Consider the following 20,774-nt stretch of genomic DNA (forward strand, 5'->3'; position numbering starts at 1 on the left):
ACCATGAGCATCGACGTGTATGGACTGTCCCGCGTCGTCGGGGAGAAGGGCGTGCTGCCGCAGCGCGCGCGCACGCTGGACGCCTCGCTGCCGTGCCGCGAGTCGGAGCTGCTCATCGATGTGGAGAGCCTCAACATCGACGCGGCGTCCTTCAAGCAGATCAAGGACGAGGTGGGCGGCGACACGGCCCGTATCGCCGCGCGCATCCAGGACATCGTCCGCGAGCGCGGCAAGATGCAGAACCCCGTCACCGGCTCGGGCGGCATGCTCATTGGCCGCGTGAAGGAGCTGGGCGTCAGGCACCCCGCGCGCGGCGTGCTGCAGGTGGGCGACCGCATCGCCACGCTGGTGAGCCTCACGCTCACGCCGCTCGTCATCGACGAGGTCAAGGCGGTGCACCCGGAGATTGATCGCCTGGACATCCGCGGCCACGCCCTGCTGTTCGCCAGCGGCATCTACGCCAAGCTGCCGTCGGACCTTCCGGACACGTTGGCGCTCGCGGCGCTGGACGTGTGCGGCGCTCCCGCGCTGGTGGCGCGGCACGTGCGCCCGGGCATGACGGTGGCGGTGCTGGGCGCGGGCAAGAGCGGCGCGCTGTGTCTCGCCCAGGCGCGGCGCAACCTGGAGAGCCGCGGGCGCCTCTTGGCCCTGGACATCTCCCAGAAGGCCCTCGACGCGCTGTCCGCCATTGGCCTGTGTGACACCACCCTGAAGGTGGACGCCACGCAGGGCGTGGACGTGATGGAGGCGGTGAGCCAGGCCACGGGCGGTCAGCTCTGCGACCTGGTGGTCAACTGCGCCAGCGTGGGCAACACGGAGATGGCCACCATCCTCTCCGTCAAGGATGGCGGCACGGCCATCTTCTTCTCCATGGCCACCAGCTTCACCGCGGCGGCCCTGGGCGCCGAGGGCGTGGGCAAGGACGTCACCATGCTCGTGGGCAATGGCTACGTCCCCGGCCACGCCAGCCTCACCCTGGAGCTCCTGCGCACCGAGCCCGCGCTGCGCCAGCTCTTCGAGACGCGCTACGTCTGAGCGCGTCCCAAGGACTCACTGCGCCAGGAACGAGGTGTAGACCGCCTGGAGCAGTGGGTCCTGTTGCCCGGCGGGCGCGTTGGGCAGGTGGCCCTGGTTGATGGTCCAGATGATGGTGCCTCCCAGGGCCTGCTCGCGCGCCCACCGTCCCTTGGCGGACACCGAGCGGGGATCCTCGAACGACACGTAGTTGCAGTGTTGGGGCCCGGCCGCGGACGGGAAGCTCAGGTAGCTGGCCTGGGCCGTCTCGTCCCAGCGCAGCGCGTCCGGCGTGTAGTACCAGGTCATGATGTTGGCGTAGCTCATGGCGTTGTCGCTCTGCTGCTCCAACACCGTGCGGTCATCGAGCGGCGTGCCCGGCGCCGTCACCCCGCGCCAGCACGACCCGAAGAAGCCGATCCCCATGCCCAGCCGCCCCCGAGGCACGCCCGCGTCCAGGTAGGCGAGCACGGAGCTGGAGACGGACGTGGGGTGGTGCGAGTCCTCCCCGAGCAGGGCGCTCGAGTGCCAGCTCTGCCAGCCACCCCAGTTGCCGCTCATCACGTAGGACATGACGTTCATCTGGTCCACGCGCGCTGCCAGGTCTCGCGCGAAGGTCTTGTCCGCGTCGCTCATCTTGAAGTTGGAGTTCACCCAACCCACCGGCACGGTGATGAGGATGTCGGGCCGCGCGGCGCGCAGGTCATCGAGCAGCGCGAGCAGGAGCTGTCCATCGTTCCCCTGCGGCGGCAGGTTGATGGGCTCCCAGTCCACGTCGACGCCGTCGAAGCCCAGCTCGGTCATCGTCGTGAGGATGTTTCGTACGAAGTACGGGCGGCTCGCGGCCGACGCGGCGCCCACGAAGCCGTCATGCTCGCCCATGCCGCCCAGCATCATGATGGCCTTGCGGCCCGCCTTGTGGGCGCGGTCCGTCAGCTTGCGCGCCATGAGCGGACCTTCCGTCGCGCTCACGTCGAAGTCCGTGATGAGGAAGCCATCCGCGCGGGGGCGCACGCGGCCCACCGCGAGGTGCGTGAGCAGCGAGAGATCCACGGTGTCCACCGGATAGAGGCCGCGCTGATAGCCCACGTAGTAGCCCATCACCCAGTTCGCCGGCAGTCCGCCCGAGCGCGGCCGGACCTCGCCCGAGCGAATCGTGGGGCCCTCGCCCGAGGCGTTCAGCGCCACGACCTCGAACGCGTAGGCGGTGTCGTTGCTCAGGCCCGTCACCACCGCGCTCGACGACGGCGCGTTCACCGTCACCGACGCGCCGCCCGGGCTCGCGGTGATGCGGTAGCTCTGGAGGGCCTGGCCGCCAAAGCTCGCGGGGGGCAGCCAGCTCACGAAGGCCTGCCCATTGCCCGCCGTCGCGCGCACCGCTCGAGGCTGGCCCGGGATGGTGGGGGAGGGAATGGCCATGCCCGCTTGCGGCGTGACGAGCACGGTCTCGACGGAGGACTCGCTCTCGCCGAACTCGTTCACGGCGGTGACGCTGAAGACATACGGCTGCCCGTTGTTGAGGCCGCGCACGGTGGCCTGCACGTCCGGCGCGGACACCAGCGCGCCGCCACAGTCGGGATTGCACCGCACCACATAGTAGAGCAGCGGTCCTCCGCCATCGGCGGCGGGTGCCCTCCACGTCAGCAACGCCAGCGCATCGCCCGCCTGCGCCGATACCGCGGTCGGTGCTCCGGGCGGTCCATTCTCAGGCCCAGTGTGGCCTCCATTCGCCGGCCCGCATGCGGTCAACATCACCCCCAGCACTCCGCCCATCCAACTGCACCACGGATTCGCGACTTGCTTCTTCACTAGAATACCTCCAGCGATACTGGAATATGTGGACAGACGTGTAGGTCGAGTCAAGCGCGGAAGATGACGGCTTGTCCGTGGGTTGCTTGGAAAACGCTGAAGGCGTCTTCCATGCCTCCAAAGCCGTTCCTGCGGCGAGTACCCGACAGGTTGAGTGGGTCCTGCGCGCGTGGGCGCGTCCTCTTCCGGCTGGCGCCATCGCCTGCTGGGGATGGGCTTGGGGGCGCGCGACGCGGCCTCGCGGGGAGGCGATGACGGCCATGGACGCTACGCCAGCTCGCGTGGGCGCGGTGAGGCCTCGCACGTGACGACTGCGTGGCGAGCGCGTTCGACTGGGAGGTCGGCTCCGACGTCACGTGGGGCGCGTGAGAGGCATTGACCCGGGTCGCACGCGCCACCGGTGCGAAGGAGGCGGCGCGCTGTCCAGAAGTCATGGTGCGAGTCTGCACGCGCGGTCCGACGTCGATGCGCGCGGCGGCTCCACGCGCGACGCCTCGCGCGGCTCGCATGGGGCAACGGGCCAGTCGGGCGGAGGCCTGCCCTGGCGCCCGCGTCGGCTGTCCGCGTGCGCGAGCGAGCGGCCGGAGCAAGTTGGAGCGACGTGCTTACGTTTGGGGCGCGACTCGCCACCGAGGGAATCTCCATGACCGTGCAGACGACCCCGACACTCGCCGCCTCGGCGTTGGATCAACTCTTTCGCGACGCGCGCACGCACTTCGTCTGGCACGACGAGCCCGTGGCGGACTCGGTGTTGCGCGAGCTGTACGCGCTGACCCGCATGGCACCCACGGCGGCCAACGCGCAGCCCCTGCGCATCGTCTTCGTGAAGAGCCCCGAGGCGAAGGCGCGGCTCAAGCCCGCGCTGACTCCGGGGAACGTGGACAAGACGATGACGGCGCCCGTCACGGCCATCCTCGCCTACGACACCGAGTTCTACGAGAAGCTCCCGAAGCTCTTCCCCGCGAGAGACATGCGCACGGGCTTCGCGAACATGCCGCCCGCGGCGCGCGCCCAGACGGCCGTGGTGAATGCCTCACTCCAGGGCGGCTACCTCATCATGGCCGCGCGTGCGTTGGGGCTCGACTGCGGCCCCATGGCCGGCTTCGACGCGGGCAAGGTCGACGCCGAGTTCTTCCCCGACGGGAAGTGGAAGACCGTCTTCCTGCTCAACCTCGGGCACGGTGACGCGACGAAGCTCTTCCCGCGCAACCCGAGGCTCGACTTCGAAGAGGCTTGCCGCATCGAGTAGCGGCGGCGGCTCACCGCGTGGCGGTCGTGTCGTTCGCGGCGGGCGCCACGGGGGACTCTGGCGTCTGGGTGCGAGACCAGTCCTCCGCGCTGCGTCCACTGGCGTCGCGGACCGAAGTGGATGCGCCATGGCCGCGCAGTTGGCGAGCCACGTCGTCGCGGCCGAAGAGCACGGCGAACATCAAGGCCGTCTGGCCCAGGCCGTTGGTTTGATCCACCGCGCACGGTTGCTCCTGGAGCACCGCGACGATGTCCGCATGGCCCTTGAATGCCGCACCCATGAGGGCGGTGTTGCCGCGGTTGTCTCCCGCGCACGCATCCGCGCCCGCGGCGATGAGCGCCCGCACCGTCTCCACGTGCCCGTGATAGGCCGCGAGGATGAGCGGGGAGAAGCCGCGCGAGTCGCGGGCGTCCACGGGAGTCCCCGCCTTCACGAGCCCCGCAACCACCTCGGTGTCACCCTCGCGCGCGGCGGCCAACAGGTAGCGCTCCGCCTCGCTCGTCGCTAGCAATCGCCCCCCATGCGGCGGCGCCCGCAGCGACCACCACATTGCGACCATCAGCAGGCACACCACACCCGCGAGCCCCACGACACCGAGCAACACCTTGCGAACCATGACGACCTCCAAGGGCCCTCGCGCGGACCGAGGCCGCGCGCGAGGGCAGGGGGAAGGAAGGGGGAGCCCCGCGACACGATGTCCGCCGAGGGGCGCGCGGCCTACCGCGTGGCCAGCGTGGCGCGGGCGTCGTCCAGCTTCACGCCCACGGCCTTGGCGAGCCGCGTGCCGTAGTCGATATTCGCGCTGTAGAAGTAGCCGACCATGCGCGCCTTCACCTTCGCGTCGCGCACCTGGCCCAGGTCCGCGGCCAGGTTCTTCACGAGGCGCTCCTTCTCGGGGGCGCTGAGCGCCGCGTAGAAGTCACCCGCCTGCGAGAAGTTGTCCGCCTTGTCGATGGGTCGCTGCTGGGTGGTGCCCGTCAGGGGCGCGTTCGACAAGAGGTACACCGGGGCGTCGGCCGTCTCGCGCGTGACGCTTGGCTCGTAGTTGACGTCCGACTTCGTGTGGCCCGGGTTGAGCGCTCCGCCCTGGTTGTTGTTGTGGATGGGGACCTGCGCGCGGTTGATCGGCAGCGACAGGTAGTTGGCGCCAATGCGGTAGCGCTGCGTGTCCGCGTACGCGAAGAGGCGGCCTTGCAGCAGGCGGTCCTCGGAGGGTTCGATGCCGGGCGGCACGACGCCGGGGGAGAAGGCGGCCTGCTCCGTCTCCTCGAAGAAGTTGTCCGGCATGGCGTTGAGCGTGAACCTCCCGAGCTTCACGGACGGCACCTTGGCCTCGGGCCAGACCTTGGTGGCATCGAGCGGATCAAACGCGAACGCGTCCAGGTCCTTGGGATCCAGCACCTGCGCGCTCAGCTCCCACGCGGGAAACCTGCCCTGCTGGACCGCGGTGTAGAGGTCCTGCGTGGCGTGCTGGAAGTCCTGGCTCGCGACGCGGGTGGCGTCCTCGGCGGTGAGGCTCTGCACGCCCTGCTGCGACTTCCAGTTGAACTTCACGTAGCGCACTTCGCCCTTCGCGTTGACGAACTTGAAGGCGTGCACGCCGTGGCCGTTCATCTGGCGGTAGTTCGCCGGGATGCCCAGGTCCGAGTAGACCTGCGTGAGCATGTGCGTCGACTCGGGCACGTGCGAGAAGAAGTCGAAGAAGCGATTGGGGTCCTGCCGGTTGGTGACGGGCGACGGCTTGAGGCTGTGCACCATGTCCGGGAACTTGATGGCGTCACGGATGAAGAAGACGGGCAGGTTGTTGCCCACCAGGTCCCAGTTGCCCTCGTCCGTGTAGAACTTGAGGGCGAAGCCTCGCGGGTCGCGCAGCGTCTCCGGCGAGCCGCTCGGATGGATGACCGTGGAGAAGCGCACGAACATCGGCGTCTTCTTGCCCTTGGCCGAGAAGAGGGATGCGCGCGTCAGCTGCGAGAAGTCGCCGTAGCTCTCGAACGTGCCGTGCGCGCCCACGCCGCGCGCATGCACCACGCGCTCGGGGATGCGCTCGCGATCGAACCGCGCGAGCTTCTCGATGAGGTGGAAATCCTCCAGCAGCACGCCGCCGCGAGGGCCCGCCGTCTTGGAACTCTGGTTGGTGCCCGCGGGCGCTCCAGAGTCGGTCGTGAGGGGAGGAGGCGTGCCGGCCGCCAGGGTCGGAGTGCCAGCGAACAGGGCCGCGAGGACAAACGAACGGACTTTCATGCGAGGGCTCCAGTGGGGAAGAGGGGCGCTGCGACCGACCCCTTGAGCAGCCCGCGTGCCGTCGTCGCGACTTCAATGAATCCGAGAGCTTGGCTGCGGACTGGGAGCTGAGTTCACCGGCCCATCGGTGCATGAACCGGGATTTCGGTGTGGCGATGCACCGGGATATCGGTGAAGGAGGTGCGCTCCACCAGAAGGCGCACGCCCGGCCCGGTTTCACGGGCGCGCGGTTTCACGGCGCGGTGCGGCGAGCATGCGAGCCTTGGAAATTGAGGACCTTGGAGGGGGGTGGCGTGCCGGGTTTCTTGAGCACTTCCGACCCTTTGGCGGGTATGGTGCCGCGCATGCCAGGCCCGTTCATCGACGACGCGCAGATAGCTCATGCGCGCACGCTGGCGGAGGAGATCGTCAACCCGACGTTCGACCTCATCCGCCGCAACACCACCGTTTCTATCGAGCGCACCGTTCTTCGGTTCTTCGGCATCTCGGGTGCCGGGGCGCGCGGGGTGCCGCTCGCCAACCTGATGGTCGACAAGCTGAAGGCCGCCGGGGTGCTCAACAAGGGGGCCGCCTATTGGTACGGCCGGGCCCTCCAACTGGGAGCGAAGAGTCCGCTCGAGGCCGTGGAGCGCCTCACCGCGCTGCCGACCGAGAAGCTGGCCGCGCTGTCTCCGGAGATGGAGCAGAACCTCCGCGCGGAAGTCCGCGCCGAGGCCCGCGCGGCCATGGAAGACATGCGCGCGCGCATCAGCCAGCGAGACGATCTGCGCAAGCAGTTCCCCATGTCTCCGGCGCCGCACAAGTACGTCATCGTCGCCACCGGCAACATCTACGACGACGTGGACCAGGCGCGCGCGGCGGCCCAGGCGGGCGCGGACGTCATCGCGGTCATCCGCTCCACCGCCCAGTCCCTGTTGGACTACGTGCCCCACGGCGCCACCACCGAGGGCTACGGCGGCACCTACGCCACCCAGGAGAACTTCCGCGTCATGCGCGAGGCCCTGGATGACGAGAGCCGCAAGCTCAAGCGCTACATCCAGCTCACCAACTACTCGTCCGGCCTCTGCATGTCGGAGATCGCCTTCTGCGCGGCCTACGAGAAGCTGGACATGCTGCTCAACGACGCGATGTACGGAATCCTCTTCCGCGACATCAACATGCGTCGGACGTTCATCGACCAGTACTTCAGCCGCCGCATCTGCGCGCTCGCCGGCATCATCATCAACACCGGCGAGGACAACTACATCACCACGGCCGACGCCTACGACGCGGCCCACACGGTCATCGCCAGCCAGTTCATCAACGAGTCGTTCGCCAAGCGCGCGGGCCTCAAGGACTGGCAGCTCGGCATCGGCCACTCGTACGAGATCGATCCATACCGCGACGACACGCTCCTCCTGGAGCTGTCGCAGGCCATGCTGGTGCGCCGCTGCTTCCCGGACGCGCCGCTGAAGTACATGCCGCCCACCAAGCACAAGGAGACGGACATCTTCTTCAGCCACGCGTACGACGTGATGGCGGACCTGGTGGCCATCTGGACGCGGCAGGGCATCCAGCTGCTCGGCATGATGACCGAGGCCATGCACACGCCGCTGCTCGCGGACCGCTTCGTGGCGCTCAAGTCCGCGGCGTACATCCACCGCGCGGCGCGAGGCATCGACGAGGAGTTCACCATCCGCGAGGACGGCAAGGTCGCCAACCGCGCGCGCGAGGTGTTCGCCAAGGCGATGGAGCTGCTCCAGGAGTGCCGTGACGAGGGCATGGTGGCCGCCATCGGCAAGGGCCGCTTCGGCGACGTGAAGCGCGAGGAGACCGGCGGCAAGGGCCTGGATGGCGTGCTGGAGAAGGCGCCGGATTACTTCAACCCGTTCCTGGAACTCCTGGAGGCGTCATGATGGTCGGCACCTTTCTGTCGTTGATGCTGGCCGCGGGCGGCTCGGCGGATGCGCTGTCGGCGTACCCGGTGAAGTCCATCTCGCTGAAGGTCCCGGCGGCGTGGACCCATTCGATGGCGGACGGCTCGGACAAGTTCCTGGCGCCGTCCGGGGACGCCTACTTCCTGGTGGACGTGGGCGCGGTGCAGACCGCGGGCATGAAGGCCCAGGTCTGCGTGGACAAGATTGTTCGCTCCATTGGCGGCACGGGCTGGACGCGCCTCTCGGTGGGCGGTCAGCCGGCGGCCACGCGGTCGGACTCGGACACGGCCGCGGATGGCAGCGGCGCGGTGCAGACCGTGACGTACGTGGGCTGCAACGGGAAGACGACCTGGTCGGTGGTCTTCCATCTGGAGCAGGGCAAGCAGGACCGCTTCGCGCCGCTGGCCCAGAAGGTGGGCACGAGCGTGACGTTCACGCGCGCAGGGGGGAAGTGAGCCGATGGTGAAGCCGAGCAAGCAGATCATCCGTCCCTACGGAGACCGTCGCGACGACGGCGTGGTGCAGATTTCCTTCACCCTGCCGGTGCCGCTGTCCGAGAAGGCCAAGGAGGCCGCGGCCGTGTTCGCCCGCAAGATGGGCTTCACGGACGTGAAGGTGGCCGCCGCCGAGCGCGCCGCGGACGCGTACACGTTCTTCATCGTGTACGCCCGCTCGGGCATGTACCTCGACTACTCGGAGATCGACGTCCCCGAGGTCATCGTCCGCAAGATGGGCTTCGATGACCTCAACGGCCTCATCAAGGAGAAGGTCGGGCGGCGCATCGTCGTGTTCGGCGCGTGCACCGGCACGGACACGCACACGGTGGGCATTGACGCCATCCTGAACATGAAGGGCTACGCGGGCGACTACGGCCTGGAGCGCTACCCCGGGTTCGAGGCGTTCAACCTGGGCAGCCAGGTCCCCAACGAGGACCTCATCAAGAAGGCGCTGGCGAAGAACGCCGACGCCATCCTGGTGTCGCAGGTCGTCACCCAGCGCGACGTGCACAAGGACAACTCGCGCCAGTTCATTGACGCGGCCAAGGCCGCGGGCATCCACGGCAAGGTGCAGCTGCTCCTGGGCGGCCCGCGCGTGGACCACAAGCTGGCGCTGGAGCTGGGCTTCGACGCGGGCTTCGGCCCGGGCACCAAGCCGTCCGACGTGGCCAACTACATCGTTCACGCCTTGCTCAAGAAGATGGGCAAGGAGTCCGCGGACGCGCACTACCAGGGAGAGCCGCAGTGACCACGGGAATGAAGGCGGTCATCCGCCTGCGCATGAGCAGCCATGATGCGCACTACGGCGGCAATCTGGTGGATGGGGCTCGGATGCTCGGCCTGTTCGGCGACGTGGCCACCGAGCTGTGCATCCGCGCCGATGGCGACGAGGGCCTCTTCCGCGCCTATGACGCGGTGGAGTTCCTCGCGCCGGTGTACGCCGGGGACTTCATCGAGGCCGAGGGCGAGATTCTCTCCGAGGGCAACACGTCCCGGAAGATGCGCTTCGAGGCGCGCAAGGTCATCCGTCCGCGCACGGACGTGAACGACTCCGCGGCCGACGTGCTGGCCGAGCCCGTGGTGGTGTGCCGCGCCACGGGCACCTGCGTGGTGCCCAAGGACAAGCAGCGAGGCGCGCGATGAGCCTGCCCCCCATGGTCATCACCGCGGCGATGGTGGGCGCGGAGACGACGCGCGCGCAGACACCGCACCTGCCCATCACCGCCGAGGAGATCGCCGAGGACGCGGTCCGCTGCCGCGAGGCGGGCGCCGCCATGGTGCACCTGCACGTGCGCACCGCGGACGGCAAGCCCTCGCAGGACGCGGAGCTGTTCCGCGCCGCCATTCGCGCCATTCGTCAGCGCACGGACGTGCTCATCCAGACGTCCACGGGCGGCGCGGTGGGCATGACGGTGGACGAGCGCTGTGGGCCGCTGACGCTCACGGGCGCGGACCGGCCGGACATGGCCACGCTCACCACGGGCACGGTGAACTTCGGCGAGGAGGTCTTCTGGAATCCGCGTCCGCTCGTTCGCGACATCGCCAGGCGCATTCGCGGGGCGGGCCTGCGGCCGGAGCTGGAGTGCTTCGACGTCGGGATGATCGACGAGGCGCGCTACCTGGCGAAGGAGGGGCTCGTCGAGCTGCCGGCGCACTTCGACTTCGTGCTCGGCGTGCCGGGCACGCTCCAGGCCCGGCCCGAGGTGTTGGACTTCATGATCGCCTCGCTGCCCGAGCACTCCACCTGGACGGTGGCGGGCGTGGGCCGCTTCCAGCTGCCTTACGTGGAGGAGGCGGCGAAGCGGGGCGGCAACGCGCGCGTGGGCCTGGAGGACAACATCTACGTGTCCAAGGGCGTGCTCGCGAAGGGCAACTGGGAGCTGGTGCAGGACGCGGTCCGGCGCGCCAGGGCGCACGGCCGTGAGCTGGCCACGCCCGAGCAGGCGCGCCAACTGCTGCGCCTGGGCTAGCGCCCGCGCCAGCGACGTCGAGGGAGACAGACACATGGATACGGGGCTGAGCGGCCACGGCGTGCTGGTGACAGGAGGCGCGGGCGGCATCGGCTCCGCGCTGGTGCGCGCCTTCGCGGAGGAGGGCGCGCGCGTGGCGGTCCATCACCACGCCAACGTCGCCAAGGCGGCGGAGCTGGCGCGGGAAGTGGGCGGCGTGGCGGTGCGCGCGGACCTCACGATGGAGGCCGAGGTGGATGCGCTCGTCCCCGCCGCGGTGGCCGGGCTGGGGCGCCTGGACGTGCTCGTGTGCAACGCGGGCGTGTGGCCTGCCGCCGATGAGGCCGTGTGGCAGATGTCGCTGGCCCGGTGGCGGCGCACGTTGGCCGAGAACCTCGACAGCGTGTTCCTGAGCTGCCGCGCCTTTCTTCGGCACGTGGCCACCACCGGCTCGGGCAGCATCGTCATCATCAGCTCCACGGCGGGCCTGTTTGGCGAGGCGGGCCACGCGGACTACGCGGCGGCGAAGGGCGCGCTGGCGGGTGGATTCCTCAAGAGCTTGAAGAACGAGTTGGGCCGAATCGCGCCGCTGGGCCGGGTGAACGTGGTGTGCCCAGGGTGGACGGCGGTGGACCGCCACCGCAACAAGCTGGACGACCCTGCGTTCGTGGGGCGCGTCACCCGGACCATGCCGCTGCGCAAGGTGGGACAGCCCGAGGACGTGGCGCGAGTGGTGGTGTCGCTCGCGTCAGACCGGATCAGCGGTCACGTCACCGGCGAGGTCATCACCGTTGCCGGTGGCATGGAAGGACGGGTGTTGCATGAAGGCTGAAGTGGATGTGCGCGCGTACAACCGCGAGGCGTGGAATCAAGAGGTCGCCAAGGGGCAGAACCGCTGGACGTTGCCCGTGGGACCCGAGGTCATCGCCGCGGCGCGCCGGGGCGAGTGGTCGGTGGTGCTGACGCCGACCCGGCCGGTTCCGAGGTCCTGGTTCGGAGACCTCACGGGCAAGAAGGTGCTGGGATTGGCGAGCGCAGGCGGCCAGCAGGGCCCCGTGCTCGCGGCGGCGGGCGCGGACGTCACCGTGTTCGACAACTCGCCCGCGCAACTCGGGCAGGACCGCAAGGTGGCCGAGCGCGAGGGGCTGACGCTCCGGCTCATCGAAGGCGACATGCGAGACCTGTCTGTCTTCGCGGATGAGAGCTTCGACCTCCTCTTCCATCCATGCTCCAACGTCTTCGTGGATGCGATTCGCCCCGTGTGGAAGGAAGCCTTCCGCGTGCTGCGCCCGGGGGGCACGCTCCTCTCCGGCGTCTGCAATCCGGTCAGCTTCCTCTTCGACCCGGTGTTGCAGGAGCAGGGACAGTTGCAACTGAAGTACACGATGCCGTACTCGGACTTCACCAGTCTGACGGATGAGGAGCGGCGCCGGTACTCGGACAAGGGCGAGCCCCTGTGCGTGGCCCACTCGTTGGAGGAACAGCTCGGCGGACAGACGGAGGCGGGCTTCCACCTCATCGGCTTGTACGAGGACAAGTACGAGGAGGGAGATCGCCTCTCCGAATTCCTCTCTCCCTTCATTGCTACGCGCGCGCTGAAGCCCACTCGGCCGTAGCGCGCGTGTCACGTTCCTGGCGCACCCATTCCACCGAAATGGGTGTTGCGTGAGGAAGCCGGAAAAGCTCCCATGCAAGCGGTCCGGACCGTTCCGGACCTCTCCCAAAGGAACGCGAATGCATTTCTCCTGGAAGCTCCCTTCTGTCCTCGTTCTGGGCTGCGCCATGCTGGGCCTGGGCTGTGATCCCGCGCCGCAGCAGGCGCCGAAGGGCGACACCACCGCGGCCAAGGTTGCGAGCAGGAAGGACCGCGTGACCTCGAACACGCTGCTGTACTGCGAGCAGCCGCAGGACGGCTCGTTCATCGAGATCGTCCGCACGGCCTCGGGGGGCTATGAGGCCGCGACCGTCACGGAGGAGTACGATCCGTGGGACTGCCGCTGCACGTTCGAGAAGCGCACGGTCTTTGGTCAGTACACCACGTGTCGCGTGGCGGCGTCCGATCCGCACATCCTGAACTGCTACCGCGTGGAGCCGAACGGATCGATCGGCAAGGTGGTGGTGTCCACCACGCGCAACGTGCGCACCCAGACGGTCATCGGCAGCTCGCAGGAGGTGACGTACACGGAGTTGAACGTCGCGCTCATCAACCAGGACCCGGGCCACACGCCGCGCCAGGACTTCAACTACGACATGGGTGACTGCATCACCCAGTAGGCGCCGCCACTCGGGGTTGGCCGTGGATTTAACCTTCCCGAGCCCCGTGGGTTCTTCCCTGTGAAACGAGCGCCGCGCCTCCCTGTCGAGGCGCGGTGCTCCCCAGCGAAAGAGGAACCCGCCATGCGTTCGTCATCCCTTCTCCGTGCCACGCTCGCCGTCGCGCTGTTCTCGCTCCCCGCGCTTGCTCAGCAGGCGCCCACGACGTCGAGCTCGCCCGCCACCACCACGTGCGAGCACTCCGACCGCGGCCACGGGGGGCACCGTGGGGGGCACGGCCTCGCGAAGCTGGAGCATCGGCTGGATCGCCGCGTGTCCGAGGGCCGCCTGAGCCAGGCCCAGGCCGAGCAATTCAAGACCGAAGCCCGTCAGCTCCGCGACGAGATGAAGGCCGCGCGCGAGTCCAAGGGCGCGCCGCTCACCGAGGCCCAGCGCGAGCAGTTCCGCGAGCGTCGCCACTCGCTCCAGGAGCGAATCCGCGCCGCGGTGGCGCCCCGTCCTCAGGGCGCATAGGCCCGCGGACTGAAGAGGCACGGGGCCGCGGAGTCCTCTGCGTTCCGCGAGCCCCTCGCGCAGCGGCGTGTCCGCGCGCTCCACGGCCCCTGGCGGCCATGCCCTGAAGTGCCCGGTTGCTCCGTGAGCCCAGCTCGCAGTGCAGTGGGGGCTCCGCGGGCCCACGGTGCCGTGTGGCGCGGCATGCGCCCGCGGACCGAGGCGTGTCTCGTGACGTCCGCGAGCGGGTGGCGCAGACTGGTGGCTCCTCGCTGCTTCGGAGTCTCCATGCGTCGCGCGCTTCTCGGTTCGGTGGCACTCCTCACCCTGGGCTGTGGCGCACACCGAGCGGCCTCACCGAACTCGCAGGGGCCTGCTCAGGACGCGGCCCCAGCGGTCTCCAAGACCTTTCCGGACACGCTCCTCGACGAGTCGGAGCTGGTGCGCATCCAGGCGCGGGCTCGGGCCATCGTCGCGTCGGAGCAGGGGGCCATCCGAGCCTCGGATCTGCTGAGCGAACGCCAGGACCTGGATACCTCGGGGCTGGGGATGTTCTTCACCGTGGCGCGCGGCAACGCCTGGTACTCCGTCTTCGGACACATGGAGGGCGGTGAGCGCTTCGTCCCGGTCTACGCCTACCGCGCGCCCGTCGAGTTCTCGGAGGAGATGGAAGCCTTGCCCGTGGGCGAACTGCCCGCGTCGTTCGACGGGCTGGCGCGCGCGGTGAACGCGGCCACCGAGCGCACCTTCAAGGTGCACGGGCGTCGTCAGATGAATCCCGTCGTGTTCGAGGACTCCGACGGCATCACCGTGTATGTGATGCAGGGCATGACGGACCCGGAGCGCTTCCTGCTCGGTGGGGACTTCCGCTTCCGCTTCAGTCTGGATGGCCGCACCGTGCGCGAGGAGGTCGCCCTGCACCAGGGCATGATCCCCGTGGACATGAGCGAGGACGCGGAAGGGAACCATCCCACCAGCTCGGTCCACACGCACGTGCTCATCGCAGGGCCGCTGGAGACCGAGCTGTCGATGGTGATGCTCTACCCGCAGCTGGGCACGGTGTGCGTAGGAGCACACGGCCAGACGGTCATCTACTGCATGCGGCCGGATGGCGCCATTCGCGCCTTGAGCCTCAAGCGCAAGGACGTGGTTCGAGAGCTGCGAGGCGATGGCACGTTCGGCTCGTCCGAGGCGTCCTCCAGTCCCGTGGACCTCTGACGGCGGGGGCTCGTGCCACCCGCCGTCCGCCCGAATGGCTACGGCGTGTAGAGGACCGTGAGGGTGGCGCTCGCGCCGTCCTTGATGAAGACGTACGCGGTGCCGGTTGGATCCTGCGCGAAGCGAAGCCGAAGCTGCGTGCGCCCCGCGGTGTTGAGCCCGGAGAGCCCCGCTCCCGAGAAGTCCGCGGAGGTGGCCGTGCCCGACGTGAACTTGGCGACGCCCGCGACGGCGCTGGCGGTGGCGCTCGCGGCCCAGTCACTCGTCTCCAGGGGCGCCCCGTTGAAGGCGCCGGAGTTCACGTCGACAACGAGCGAGTTGTTCGCGGGGCTCGCCCAGGGGTCGCCCACGCCCGAGGAGTACGTGACGGTGACGTAGGCGCGCTGCATGGTCGCTCCCTCGGGCAGGCTCGACGTGTCGAAGGAGAGGATGGCGCGGTTGTGCTTGCCGTCCGTCCCGCGTCCGAGCGCGAGACCCGTGAGCGTCCCGAGCGCGGGCGCGCTGCCATCCGCGTTCGCCTTCACGTAGCCATCCTCTGCCGTGATGCTCGAGAAGGTCGCCGTGGTCGGAGTCGAGCCGCCGCTGTTGCTGACGGTGACCGAGGTGTCCGCGTCGGTGCTGGAGTTGCCCGCCGCATCGAACGCCCGCGCGCTCAGCGCATGGAGGCCATTGGCAACCGTCGTGGTGTTCCACGCGAATGCGTAGGGCGCGGTGGTGGCTGTGCCGACGAGGCCGCCGTCCACGTAGAACTCCACCCGCGCGACGCCTACGTCATCCGTCGCGCTCGCGGTCAGATTGACCGTCCCGCTGACGCTGGTGCCCGAGGCCGGCGCGGTCACATCCACCGCAGGCGGCGTGGTGTCCGTGGGCGGCGTCCCTGCCTCAGTGAGGCCGAAGAACTGGGCCTGGGCGTAGGTGCCGCACAGGTTGACGTCGGACAAGTACGCGCCCGTGGCGCCGCAGACGGTACTGGTGCCGGGGAAGCTGTACTGCGGATCCACCGGGACGGCGTGTCCCATGCCGGTGATTTCGTAGGTCTCCACGAGCGCCGTGCCCGCGCTGTTCCGGTAGACCTTGTGGGGGAAGCCGCCGACGGTGTCGCTGGTGTCGGCCACCTGATCGATGCCGTGGACGTTGGTCCACTGCTCCATGGACTCGGTGAGGTTGGAGGACTTCACCGTGTAGTCGCTGGTGCCGTGCCAGATGGACACGCGAGGCCACGGACCCGAGTAGCCCGGGTTGGCATTGCGCACGAGGTCGCCCCACGCAGCGGGCGTCTTGTCGATGCCAGGGCTCATGCACGAGAAGCCCTCGGTCATCGAGTTGGCACAGCGGTACGGTCCGCCCGAGTTGATGGCCCCCCCGGCGAACACGTCCGGGTAGGTGGCCAGCATGACGGGGACCATGTAGCCGCCGGCGGAGAAGCCCGAGACGAACACCCGCGCCGGGTCGATGGAGTACGCGGCCTTCATCGCATCCACCATCTGCTTGATGGACAGGGCCTCGCCGCCGCCACGCACGGAATCGCCAGGCTCGAACCAGTTGAAGCAGCTCGTGGAGTTGTTGCCGCTCTGCTGCTGCGCGTAGACGACGTAGAACTTGTAGACGTTGGACGCGGCCGTCCAGCCACTGGCCTCGATGGCCGCCGCGCTCTGCGTGCAGCCGTGCAGCACGACGACGAGTGGCGCGTTGGCGGGCATGTTCGCTGGCACCTGCCGATACATCAGCAGGTTGCCCGGATTCGAGCCGAAGCCCGTCACCTGCGTCAGCCCCTGTCGCGCCTGCGCAGTGGGCTCATGCGAGGGCTCGGATGCGTCCGTGCCGATGGGGCCGCAGCCCGTCGCGACGGTGGCGAGCAGCGCGCTCAAGCGCAGCCAGGGGAACGGCGTGAACGACGGAAGTGGGCGGATGCCTCGACCGCGCATGGTGCCTCCCGGGCCGCCCGCGAGGGGGAAGGAGGGGCGGCCGCGGGCCGAGACCTGACTGTCTTTGGATGTCTGGATTCAAGGCGCGACGCGTCGCGCAGGGCTGAATCCTGAACCACCCTTCATCTTTTCTGGCACATCACGCCGCGCGTCATTCCCAGCGCGGCGTTGAGGGGAAGGGGAGGGGCGGGCGCTCACGGTGCGAGCGCTCCGCCCCTTCCGAGACACGGCTCAGACGGGAGAGATCTCCCGGCGGCGGAAGGGCCGCTCCACCTGCTTGTTCGCGGTCCGCTTGAGGGCGCGCGCGAGGAGGCGGCGGGTGTCGCGGGGATCCACGACGTCATCCACCATGGCCATGGCGGCGGTGCGCTCGATGCGGATGTGCTGGCGCAGGCCGTCCGACAGCTCCTTCTTGAGCGCGGCGGCGGCCTCGGGGCTCTCGGCGCTCTGGAGCAGCTTGCGCGCGGCGATGGACACCATTCCCTCCGGGCCCATCACGGCGATCTCCGCGCCGGGCCAGGCCACGAGCAGGTCGGGCTCGAAGGCGCGGCCGTTCATCACGTAGTAGCCGGCGCCGTAGCCCTTGCGCACCACCACGGTGAACTTGGGGACGGTGGCGCTCGCCGCCGCGTACATCATCTTGGCGCCGTGGCGGATGATGCCCTGCTGCTCCACCTTCGTGCCCACCATGAAGCCGGGGACGTCCTGAAGGAAGAGCAGGGGGATGCTGAAGGCGTCGCACAGGTTGATGAAGCGCGCCGCCTTGTCCGCCGCGTTCACATCGAGGATGCCGCCCAGGTACATGGAGTTGTTCGCCACGATGCCCAGCGGATAGCCGTCGATGCGCGCCAGCCCCGTCACCACGTTGCGCGCCCAGCGCGGCTTCATGGGGAAGAACTTCCGCTCATCCACCAGCGACAGGATGACCTTGTGGATGTCGAAGGCCTGGCGAGGGCTCTCGGGAACGATCTTCAGCAAGTCCTCGTCGCGGCGATCGAACGGATCGCTCGTGGGGCGCCGAGGCGGCTTCTCTTCACAATGCGAGGGGAAGAAGCCGAGGTACTCACGCACGGCGGCCACGCACGTGGCGTCATCGGGGTACTCGGCGTCCGCGACGCCCGACAGCTCGTTGTGGACCTTGGCGCCGCCCAACTCCTCCTCGGAGACCTTCTCTCCCACGGTGGACTCGACGAGGTACGGGCCGCCAATGGCCAGGGAGCTGGTGCCCTTCACCATGGGGACGAAGTCCGCGAGGCCGGGGATGTAGGCGGTGCCGGCGGCCCCCGGGCCCACCATGGCGGCCACCTGGGGCACCACGCCGCTCATGACGACTTGCTCGCGGAAGAGGTAGCCCGTGTCCGCGAAGCTCGCGATGCGGCGCGGATCCACGCCCGCCGAGGCCTCCAGCCGCGCGCCCGCCGAGTCCACCAGCCACACGATGGGGATGCGATTCTTGAGCGCCAGGTCGCGAAGCCGCGCCACCTTCCGCTCGCCAATCTCACCAATGGATCCACCGAACACGGTGAAGTCGTAGACGGCGGCGGCCACCGGGCGACCGTCGATCTCGCCCGTGCCGGTGATGACGCCGTCGGCAGGAGAGGGCTTGTCGTCCTCCTCCTCCGGGAGATTGCCCAGGTGTGCGGCAAGCAGCCCCATCTCCTCGAAGGTGCCCGGGTCGAACAGCAGCTTGAGGCGCTCGCGAGCGGTCAGCTTGCCCTTGGCATGCTGTCGCTCGATGCGCTCGGGGCCTCCCATGCCCTCGTTGCGCTGGCGCTGCTCCGCGAGCTTCTCCACGCGTTCGGTCATCTTCATGGCGGCGGTGCTCCCTGGATTGATTTGCGAATCAAACCAGGGGGCGGGCTCGCCCGGAAGAGGGGAGTGGCGCGTGGGTTCAGGTGTGCACGCGCTGCGTCCACGCGAAGTAGGCGCCGCGTGGGTCATCGAGCGGGTCGCGGAACAGCGCGCGGATGTCGGCGGTGTCCACGAGGCCCGAGTCGAAGGCGCGGTAGAGCGCGTCGCCCAGCAGGTACCCGAGCGCGTGGCTCACGCCGTGGAAGAGGTGGTCGCGGCGCAGGGGCAGGAGCTTCACGGCCTCCTCGGGGCCCTCGGTCTCCGCGGCCTTGTGGGCGAGCACGAACGCGGCGACCTGGCGGTCCACGCCTCGGGTCGCGCCGAAGCGACGGGCCCACTCGGCCACGCCGGGACAGGTGCGGCGCGGGTTCACCAGCTTCGAGCCGAAGAACCCGAGCGCCTCTTCCAGGCACCGCGCGTAGAAGGCCTCGGACGCGCCGCGGGGCGCTTCCATGGCGTCGCCCACGGCACAGTGGCGGACGAAGTGCGCGGCCTCCTCCGCCGCGTGGTTGAGCGACAGCGAGGCGAGGTAGGCCGTGCGCGCACGGGGGATGTAGCCGCTCTCCCGCGTCAGGATGTGCTTGCGCAGCTGGGACACCTCGGCCTGGGTGAAGCGGCCACGCCGACGGATGCGCGCGAGCACGTCGCTGTCCGCCGCGGTCGTCACCTCCACCGAGTCCAGCGCGCGCCCGACGGGGACGCCCGCGAGGCGACCGATGAGCTCGGACATCTCGCGGAAGCGCTCCGCCGCGGTGCGATCCACCTCCAGCGGCGCGTCTCCCGCCTCGGCCTCCAGGTAGTCCAGGAAGCTCTGCTGACAGACGACAGGGGAGGCGTTCAGGAGGCACACCGCGCCGTCGGCCAGCTCCACGGCCTCGGCTTCGCCCACGCGCCCCTCGCGCGCCAGGCGCCACCAGATGCCTTCCGCGTTCTGGTAGACGACGAGGCCGCGCCGCGCGTGGTCCTCCCCCAGCGCGCGTTCGACCTGGAGCGGCAGATGGCAGGGCGCCAGATGGTACTGGCCCACGAGCACGAGCACGAGCGGGCGGTCCTCGGCGCGCGCCGCGCGGGCGATGCGCTCGGCGGCGTAGGCGTCTCGCAGCGCGAGCGAGCGCTCACCCTGGGCGCGGCGGTCGATTCCCACCACGTCCAGCTTGAGGCGTCTGGCGAACGCGAGGACGGCGCGGCTGCCCGTGGCGGGGCCGAAGCCAGAAGTCCCGGTGAGTCCGAGGCGCGAGAACAGCGAGCGCTCCGGGAGACGGCCCTCGAGATAGGCGTCCACCGCGGCCTGGTGCCGGCCTTCCACGCACTCGAGGGCGAGCACGACGCGGCGCCCGGACGTGAGCGCGCGCTCGACGAGCTCCAGGTAGGTCTGCTGCGCGAGTGGTAGCGTGTGGTAGTCGCCCACGTACACCACGTCCGAGGACTGCAACTGCTGGTGTACGAACGCGAGAGGCACCACGCGTGAATACGCGGCGGTGCGACGGCGGTACCGAGCCTCGTAGGCGCGGAAGGCCTCGGTCCGTCCTTCGACGACTCGGGCAATCTGGGCCCTCTGTCGACGGAAGAGGGAGAGGTGGAGGGCGAGCGACGCGCGCATGGAGCGGGGGCACCGTCGCACGCGCTGCATGAGGCGGCAAAAAATCGGCTCACGCCGTGACATGCCGCTCCTTGACTCTCCAATCATGGCAATGGACCATTCTCGTGCCCTTGAAGACCGCACTCGCTCGCACGATCTCCCTCTCCCTCGTGCTCCTCGCTGGGCTGCCCGCATGGGCCCAGGAGCCGACGCTGCTGCATTCCGCGCCACCCCGCGCCGAGGCCAACCAGCCTCTGCGCCTGGACGGAACGCTGGTGGACGGCGGGCACGTGCTCGACCTGTTCATCCGTTACCGAGGTCCGGGCGAGCCCTACGCCCAGGTGGCCATGGAGCGGCAGTACGGGGACCTCTACCGCGGCGTCATTCCCGCGGATCACCTGGTGGCACCCGGCGTCGAGTACTACGTGGAAGGCGTGACGGCGGGCGGTGAACGCGTGGCTCTGTTCCAGTCCGCGGCCCGTCCAGCCCGAGTCCTCGTGGGAGGTGAGCCGCCCGCGTCGCGGACCGTGACGGATGCCCGCCCCGTTGGTCGCACCCCGCCGCCTCCGGTGGAGTCTCGACCCACGCCGCCGCCCGAGGAGCCTCGGCGCGCGACCGCACCCCCCGCCGCTTCGCGCACGCGCAGCACTGCCACGACAGATGACTCGATGGCCGCGCTGACGGCGGATCTGCCCGCGGCGGAGCCAACGCCGGCCCCTGCGCCGCGCATACCACCTCAAACACCACCACCACACAT

General features: G+C 69.3%; 18 protein-coding genes and 1 pseudogene. 13 read left to right on the top strand and 6 right to left on the bottom strand.

Annotated features, from left to right (window positions below):
* Positions 1–3: 3 nt before the first annotated feature.
* Positions 4–1,035 carry an L-erythro-3,5-diaminohexanoate dehydrogenase gene (kdd, locus tag KRR26_RS17995; protein ID WP_120207840.1) on the top strand — a complete coding sequence of 344 codons (1,032 nt, stop codon included), beginning with the start codon at positions 4–6 and terminating at the stop codon, positions 1,033–1,035.
* Positions 1,036–1,050: 15 nt separating this feature from the next.
* Here the strand turns inward: kdd and KRR26_RS18000 are convergent, their stop codons facing one another.
* The gene (locus KRR26_RS18000; protein ID WP_328707161.1) at positions 1,051–2,823 is read right to left on the bottom strand and encodes a glycosyl hydrolase family 18 protein; all 1,773 of its coding nucleotides are present in this window, start codon (positions 2,821–2,823) and stop codon (positions 1,051–1,053) included.
* Positions 2,824–3,466: 643 nt separating this feature from the next.
* Here KRR26_RS18000 and KRR26_RS18005 point away from each other — a divergent pair.
* Complete coding sequence (locus KRR26_RS18005) at positions 3,467–4,072, top strand: malonic semialdehyde reductase (protein ID WP_120207845.1); 606 nt, start codon at positions 3,467–3,469, stop codon at positions 4,070–4,072.
* A 10-nt stretch (positions 4,073–4,082) separates the two neighbouring features.
* Here KRR26_RS18005 and KRR26_RS18010 read toward each other — a convergent pair whose 3' ends face one another.
* Both KRR26_RS18010 and KRR26_RS18015 read right to left on the bottom strand, forming a co-directional pair.
* Positions 4,083–4,688 (bottom strand): ankyrin repeat domain-containing protein, encoded by a 606-nt coding sequence (locus KRR26_RS18010; protein ID WP_217080391.1) that lies wholly within the window; start codon positions 4,686–4,688, stop codon positions 4,083–4,085.
* A 101-nt stretch (positions 4,689–4,789) separates the two neighbouring features.
* Entirely contained in the window at positions 4,790–6,316 is a 1,527-nt protein-coding gene (locus KRR26_RS18015) for a catalase (protein WP_217080392.1), read from the bottom strand.
* Positions 6,317–6,660: 344 nt separating this feature from the next.
* Between KRR26_RS18015 and kamD the strand changes: the two genes are divergently transcribed.
* The 10 genes from kamD (at position 6,661) to KRR26_RS18065 (ending at position 14,662) form a co-directional block, all read left to right on the top strand.
* Positions 6,661–8,211, top strand: a complete 1,551-nt coding sequence (gene kamD, locus KRR26_RS18020; RefSeq protein WP_120208208.1) for a lysine 5,6-aminomutase subunit alpha — start codon at positions 6,661–6,663, stop codon at positions 8,209–8,211.
* Positions 8,208–8,687 (top strand): hypothetical protein, encoded by a 480-nt coding sequence (locus tag KRR26_RS18025; protein WP_120207851.1) that lies wholly within the window; start codon positions 8,208–8,210, stop codon positions 8,685–8,687. Before kamD ends, KRR26_RS18025 begins: the two co-directional genes overlap by 4 nt.
* A gap of 4 nt (positions 8,688–8,691) precedes the next feature.
* A complete protein-coding gene (gene kamE, locus KRR26_RS18030; RefSeq protein WP_120207853.1) occupies positions 8,692–9,477 on the top strand; it encodes a lysine 5,6-aminomutase subunit beta in 786 nt (261 codons plus the stop codon).
* Entirely contained in the window at positions 9,474–9,872 is a 399-nt protein-coding gene (kal, locus tag KRR26_RS18035; protein WP_199723837.1) for a 3-aminobutyryl-CoA ammonia lyase, read from the top strand. Before kamE ends, kal begins: the two co-directional genes overlap by 4 nt.
* Positions 9,869–10,699, top strand: coding sequence for a 3-keto-5-aminohexanoate cleavage enzyme (gene kce / locus KRR26_RS18040; protein ID WP_120207855.1), 831 nt, complete (start codon positions 9,869–9,871; stop codon positions 10,697–10,699). Before kal ends, kce begins: the two co-directional genes overlap by 4 nt.
* A gap of 34 nt (positions 10,700–10,733) precedes the next feature.
* Complete coding sequence (locus KRR26_RS18045) at positions 10,734–11,510, top strand: SDR family NAD(P)-dependent oxidoreductase (RefSeq protein WP_120207857.1); 777 nt, start codon at positions 10,734–10,736, stop codon at positions 11,508–11,510.
* Positions 11,500–12,294 (top strand): class I SAM-dependent methyltransferase, encoded by a 795-nt coding sequence (locus KRR26_RS18050; RefSeq protein WP_217080393.1) that lies wholly within the window; start codon positions 11,500–11,502, stop codon positions 12,292–12,294. Before KRR26_RS18045 ends, KRR26_RS18050 begins: the two co-directional genes overlap by 11 nt.
* 118 nt (positions 12,295–12,412) lie before the next feature.
* Positions 12,413–12,952: a hypothetical protein gene (locus KRR26_RS18055; RefSeq protein WP_120207861.1), complete on the top strand. Its 540-nt coding sequence runs from the start codon at positions 12,413–12,415 to the stop codon at positions 12,950–12,952.
* Positions 12,953–13,075: 123 nt separating this feature from the next.
* A complete protein-coding gene (locus KRR26_RS18060) occupies positions 13,076–13,465 on the top strand; it encodes a hypothetical protein (protein WP_120207863.1) in 390 nt (129 codons plus the stop codon).
* 267 nt (positions 13,466–13,732) lie between these two features.
* The gene (locus KRR26_RS18065) at positions 13,733–14,662 is read left to right on the top strand and encodes a hypothetical protein (protein ID WP_120207865.1); all 930 of its coding nucleotides are present in this window, start codon (positions 13,733–13,735) and stop codon (positions 14,660–14,662) included.
* 38 nt (positions 14,663–14,700) lie between these two features.
* Here KRR26_RS18065 and KRR26_RS18070 read toward each other — a convergent pair whose 3' ends face one another.
* The 3 genes from KRR26_RS18070 to KRR26_RS18080 all read right to left on the bottom strand — a co-directional run bounded on the left by KRR26_RS18070 (position 14,701) and on the right by KRR26_RS18080 (position 20,038).
* Complete coding sequence (locus tag KRR26_RS18070) at positions 14,701–16,587, bottom strand: extracellular catalytic domain type 1 short-chain-length polyhydroxyalkanoate depolymerase (protein ID WP_217080394.1); 1,887 nt, start codon at positions 16,585–16,587, stop codon at positions 14,701–14,703.
* 231 nt (positions 16,588–16,818) lie between these two features.
* On the bottom strand, positions 16,819–18,399 hold the full coding sequence (locus KRR26_RS18075) for an acyl-CoA carboxylase subunit beta (RefSeq protein WP_120207869.1): 1,581 nt from the start codon (positions 18,397–18,399) through the stop codon (positions 16,819–16,821).
* A 79-nt stretch (positions 18,400–18,478) separates the two neighbouring features.
* On the bottom strand, positions 18,479–20,038 hold the full coding sequence (locus tag KRR26_RS18080; protein ID WP_217080395.1) for a ChaN family lipoprotein: 1,560 nt from the start codon (positions 20,036–20,038) through the stop codon (positions 18,479–18,481).
* Positions 20,039–20,142: 104 nt separating this feature from the next.
* Here KRR26_RS18080 and KRR26_RS18085 point away from each other — a divergent pair.
* Positions 20,143–20,774: pseudogene (locus KRR26_RS18085) on the top strand (hypothetical protein); the annotation flags it as partial.

This window comes from Citreicoccus inhibens, from assembly GCF_019039035.1.
Taxonomy (GTDB): Bacteria; Myxococcota; Myxococcia; order Myxococcales; family Myxococcaceae; genus Citreicoccus; species Citreicoccus inhibens.

What these genes read in the sequence shown, in the direction of transcription:
- KRR26_RS18045 (WP_120207857.1), top strand. Translation starts at nt 10,734, where the DNA reads ATGGATACGGGGCTGAGCGGCCACGGCGTGCTGGTGACAGGAGGCGCG.
- KRR26_RS18070 (WP_217080394.1), bottom strand. Translation starts at nt 16,587, where the DNA reads ATGCGCGGTCGAGGCATCCGCCCACTTCCGTCGTTCACGCCGTTCCCC.
- KRR26_RS18060 (WP_120207863.1), top strand. Translation starts at nt 13,076, where the DNA reads ATGCGTTCGTCATCCCTTCTCCGTGCCACGCTCGCCGTCGCGCTGTTC.
- kamE (WP_120207853.1), top strand. Translation starts at nt 8,692, where the DNA reads ATGGTGAAGCCGAGCAAGCAGATCATCCGTCCCTACGGAGACCGTCGC.
- kdd (WP_120207840.1), top strand. Translation starts at nt 4, where the DNA reads ATGAGCATCGACGTGTATGGACTGTCCCGCGTCGTCGGGGAGAAGGGC.
- KRR26_RS18015 (WP_217080392.1), bottom strand. Translation starts at nt 6,316, where the DNA reads ATGAAAGTCCGTTCGTTTGTCCTCGCGGCCCTGTTCGCTGGCACTCCG.
- KRR26_RS18065 (WP_120207865.1), top strand. Translation starts at nt 13,733, where the DNA reads ATGCGTCGCGCGCTTCTCGGTTCGGTGGCACTCCTCACCCTGGGCTGT.
- KRR26_RS18010 (WP_217080391.1), bottom strand. Translation starts at nt 4,688, where the DNA reads ATGGTTCGCAAGGTGTTGCTCGGTGTCGTGGGGCTCGCGGGTGTGGTG.
- kce (WP_120207855.1), top strand. Translation starts at nt 9,869, where the DNA reads ATGAGCCTGCCCCCCATGGTCATCACCGCGGCGATGGTGGGCGCGGAG.
- KRR26_RS18080 (WP_217080395.1), bottom strand. Translation starts at nt 20,038, where the DNA reads ATGCGCGCGTCGCTCGCCCTCCACCTCTCCCTCTTCCGTCGACAGAGG.
- KRR26_RS18075 (WP_120207869.1), bottom strand. Translation starts at nt 18,399, where the DNA reads ATGAAGATGACCGAACGCGTGGAGAAGCTCGCGGAGCAGCGCCAGCGC.
- KRR26_RS18055 (WP_120207861.1), top strand. Translation starts at nt 12,413, where the DNA reads ATGCATTTCTCCTGGAAGCTCCCTTCTGTCCTCGTTCTGGGCTGCGCC.
- KRR26_RS18050 (WP_217080393.1), top strand. Translation starts at nt 11,500, where the DNA reads ATGAAGGCTGAAGTGGATGTGCGCGCGTACAACCGCGAGGCGTGGAAT.
- KRR26_RS18005 (WP_120207845.1), top strand. Translation starts at nt 3,467, where the DNA reads ATGACCGTGCAGACGACCCCGACACTCGCCGCCTCGGCGTTGGATCAA.
- kamD (WP_120208208.1), top strand. Translation starts at nt 6,661, where the DNA reads ATGCCAGGCCCGTTCATCGACGACGCGCAGATAGCTCATGCGCGCACG.
- KRR26_RS18025 (WP_120207851.1), top strand. Translation starts at nt 8,208, where the DNA reads ATGATGGTCGGCACCTTTCTGTCGTTGATGCTGGCCGCGGGCGGCTCG.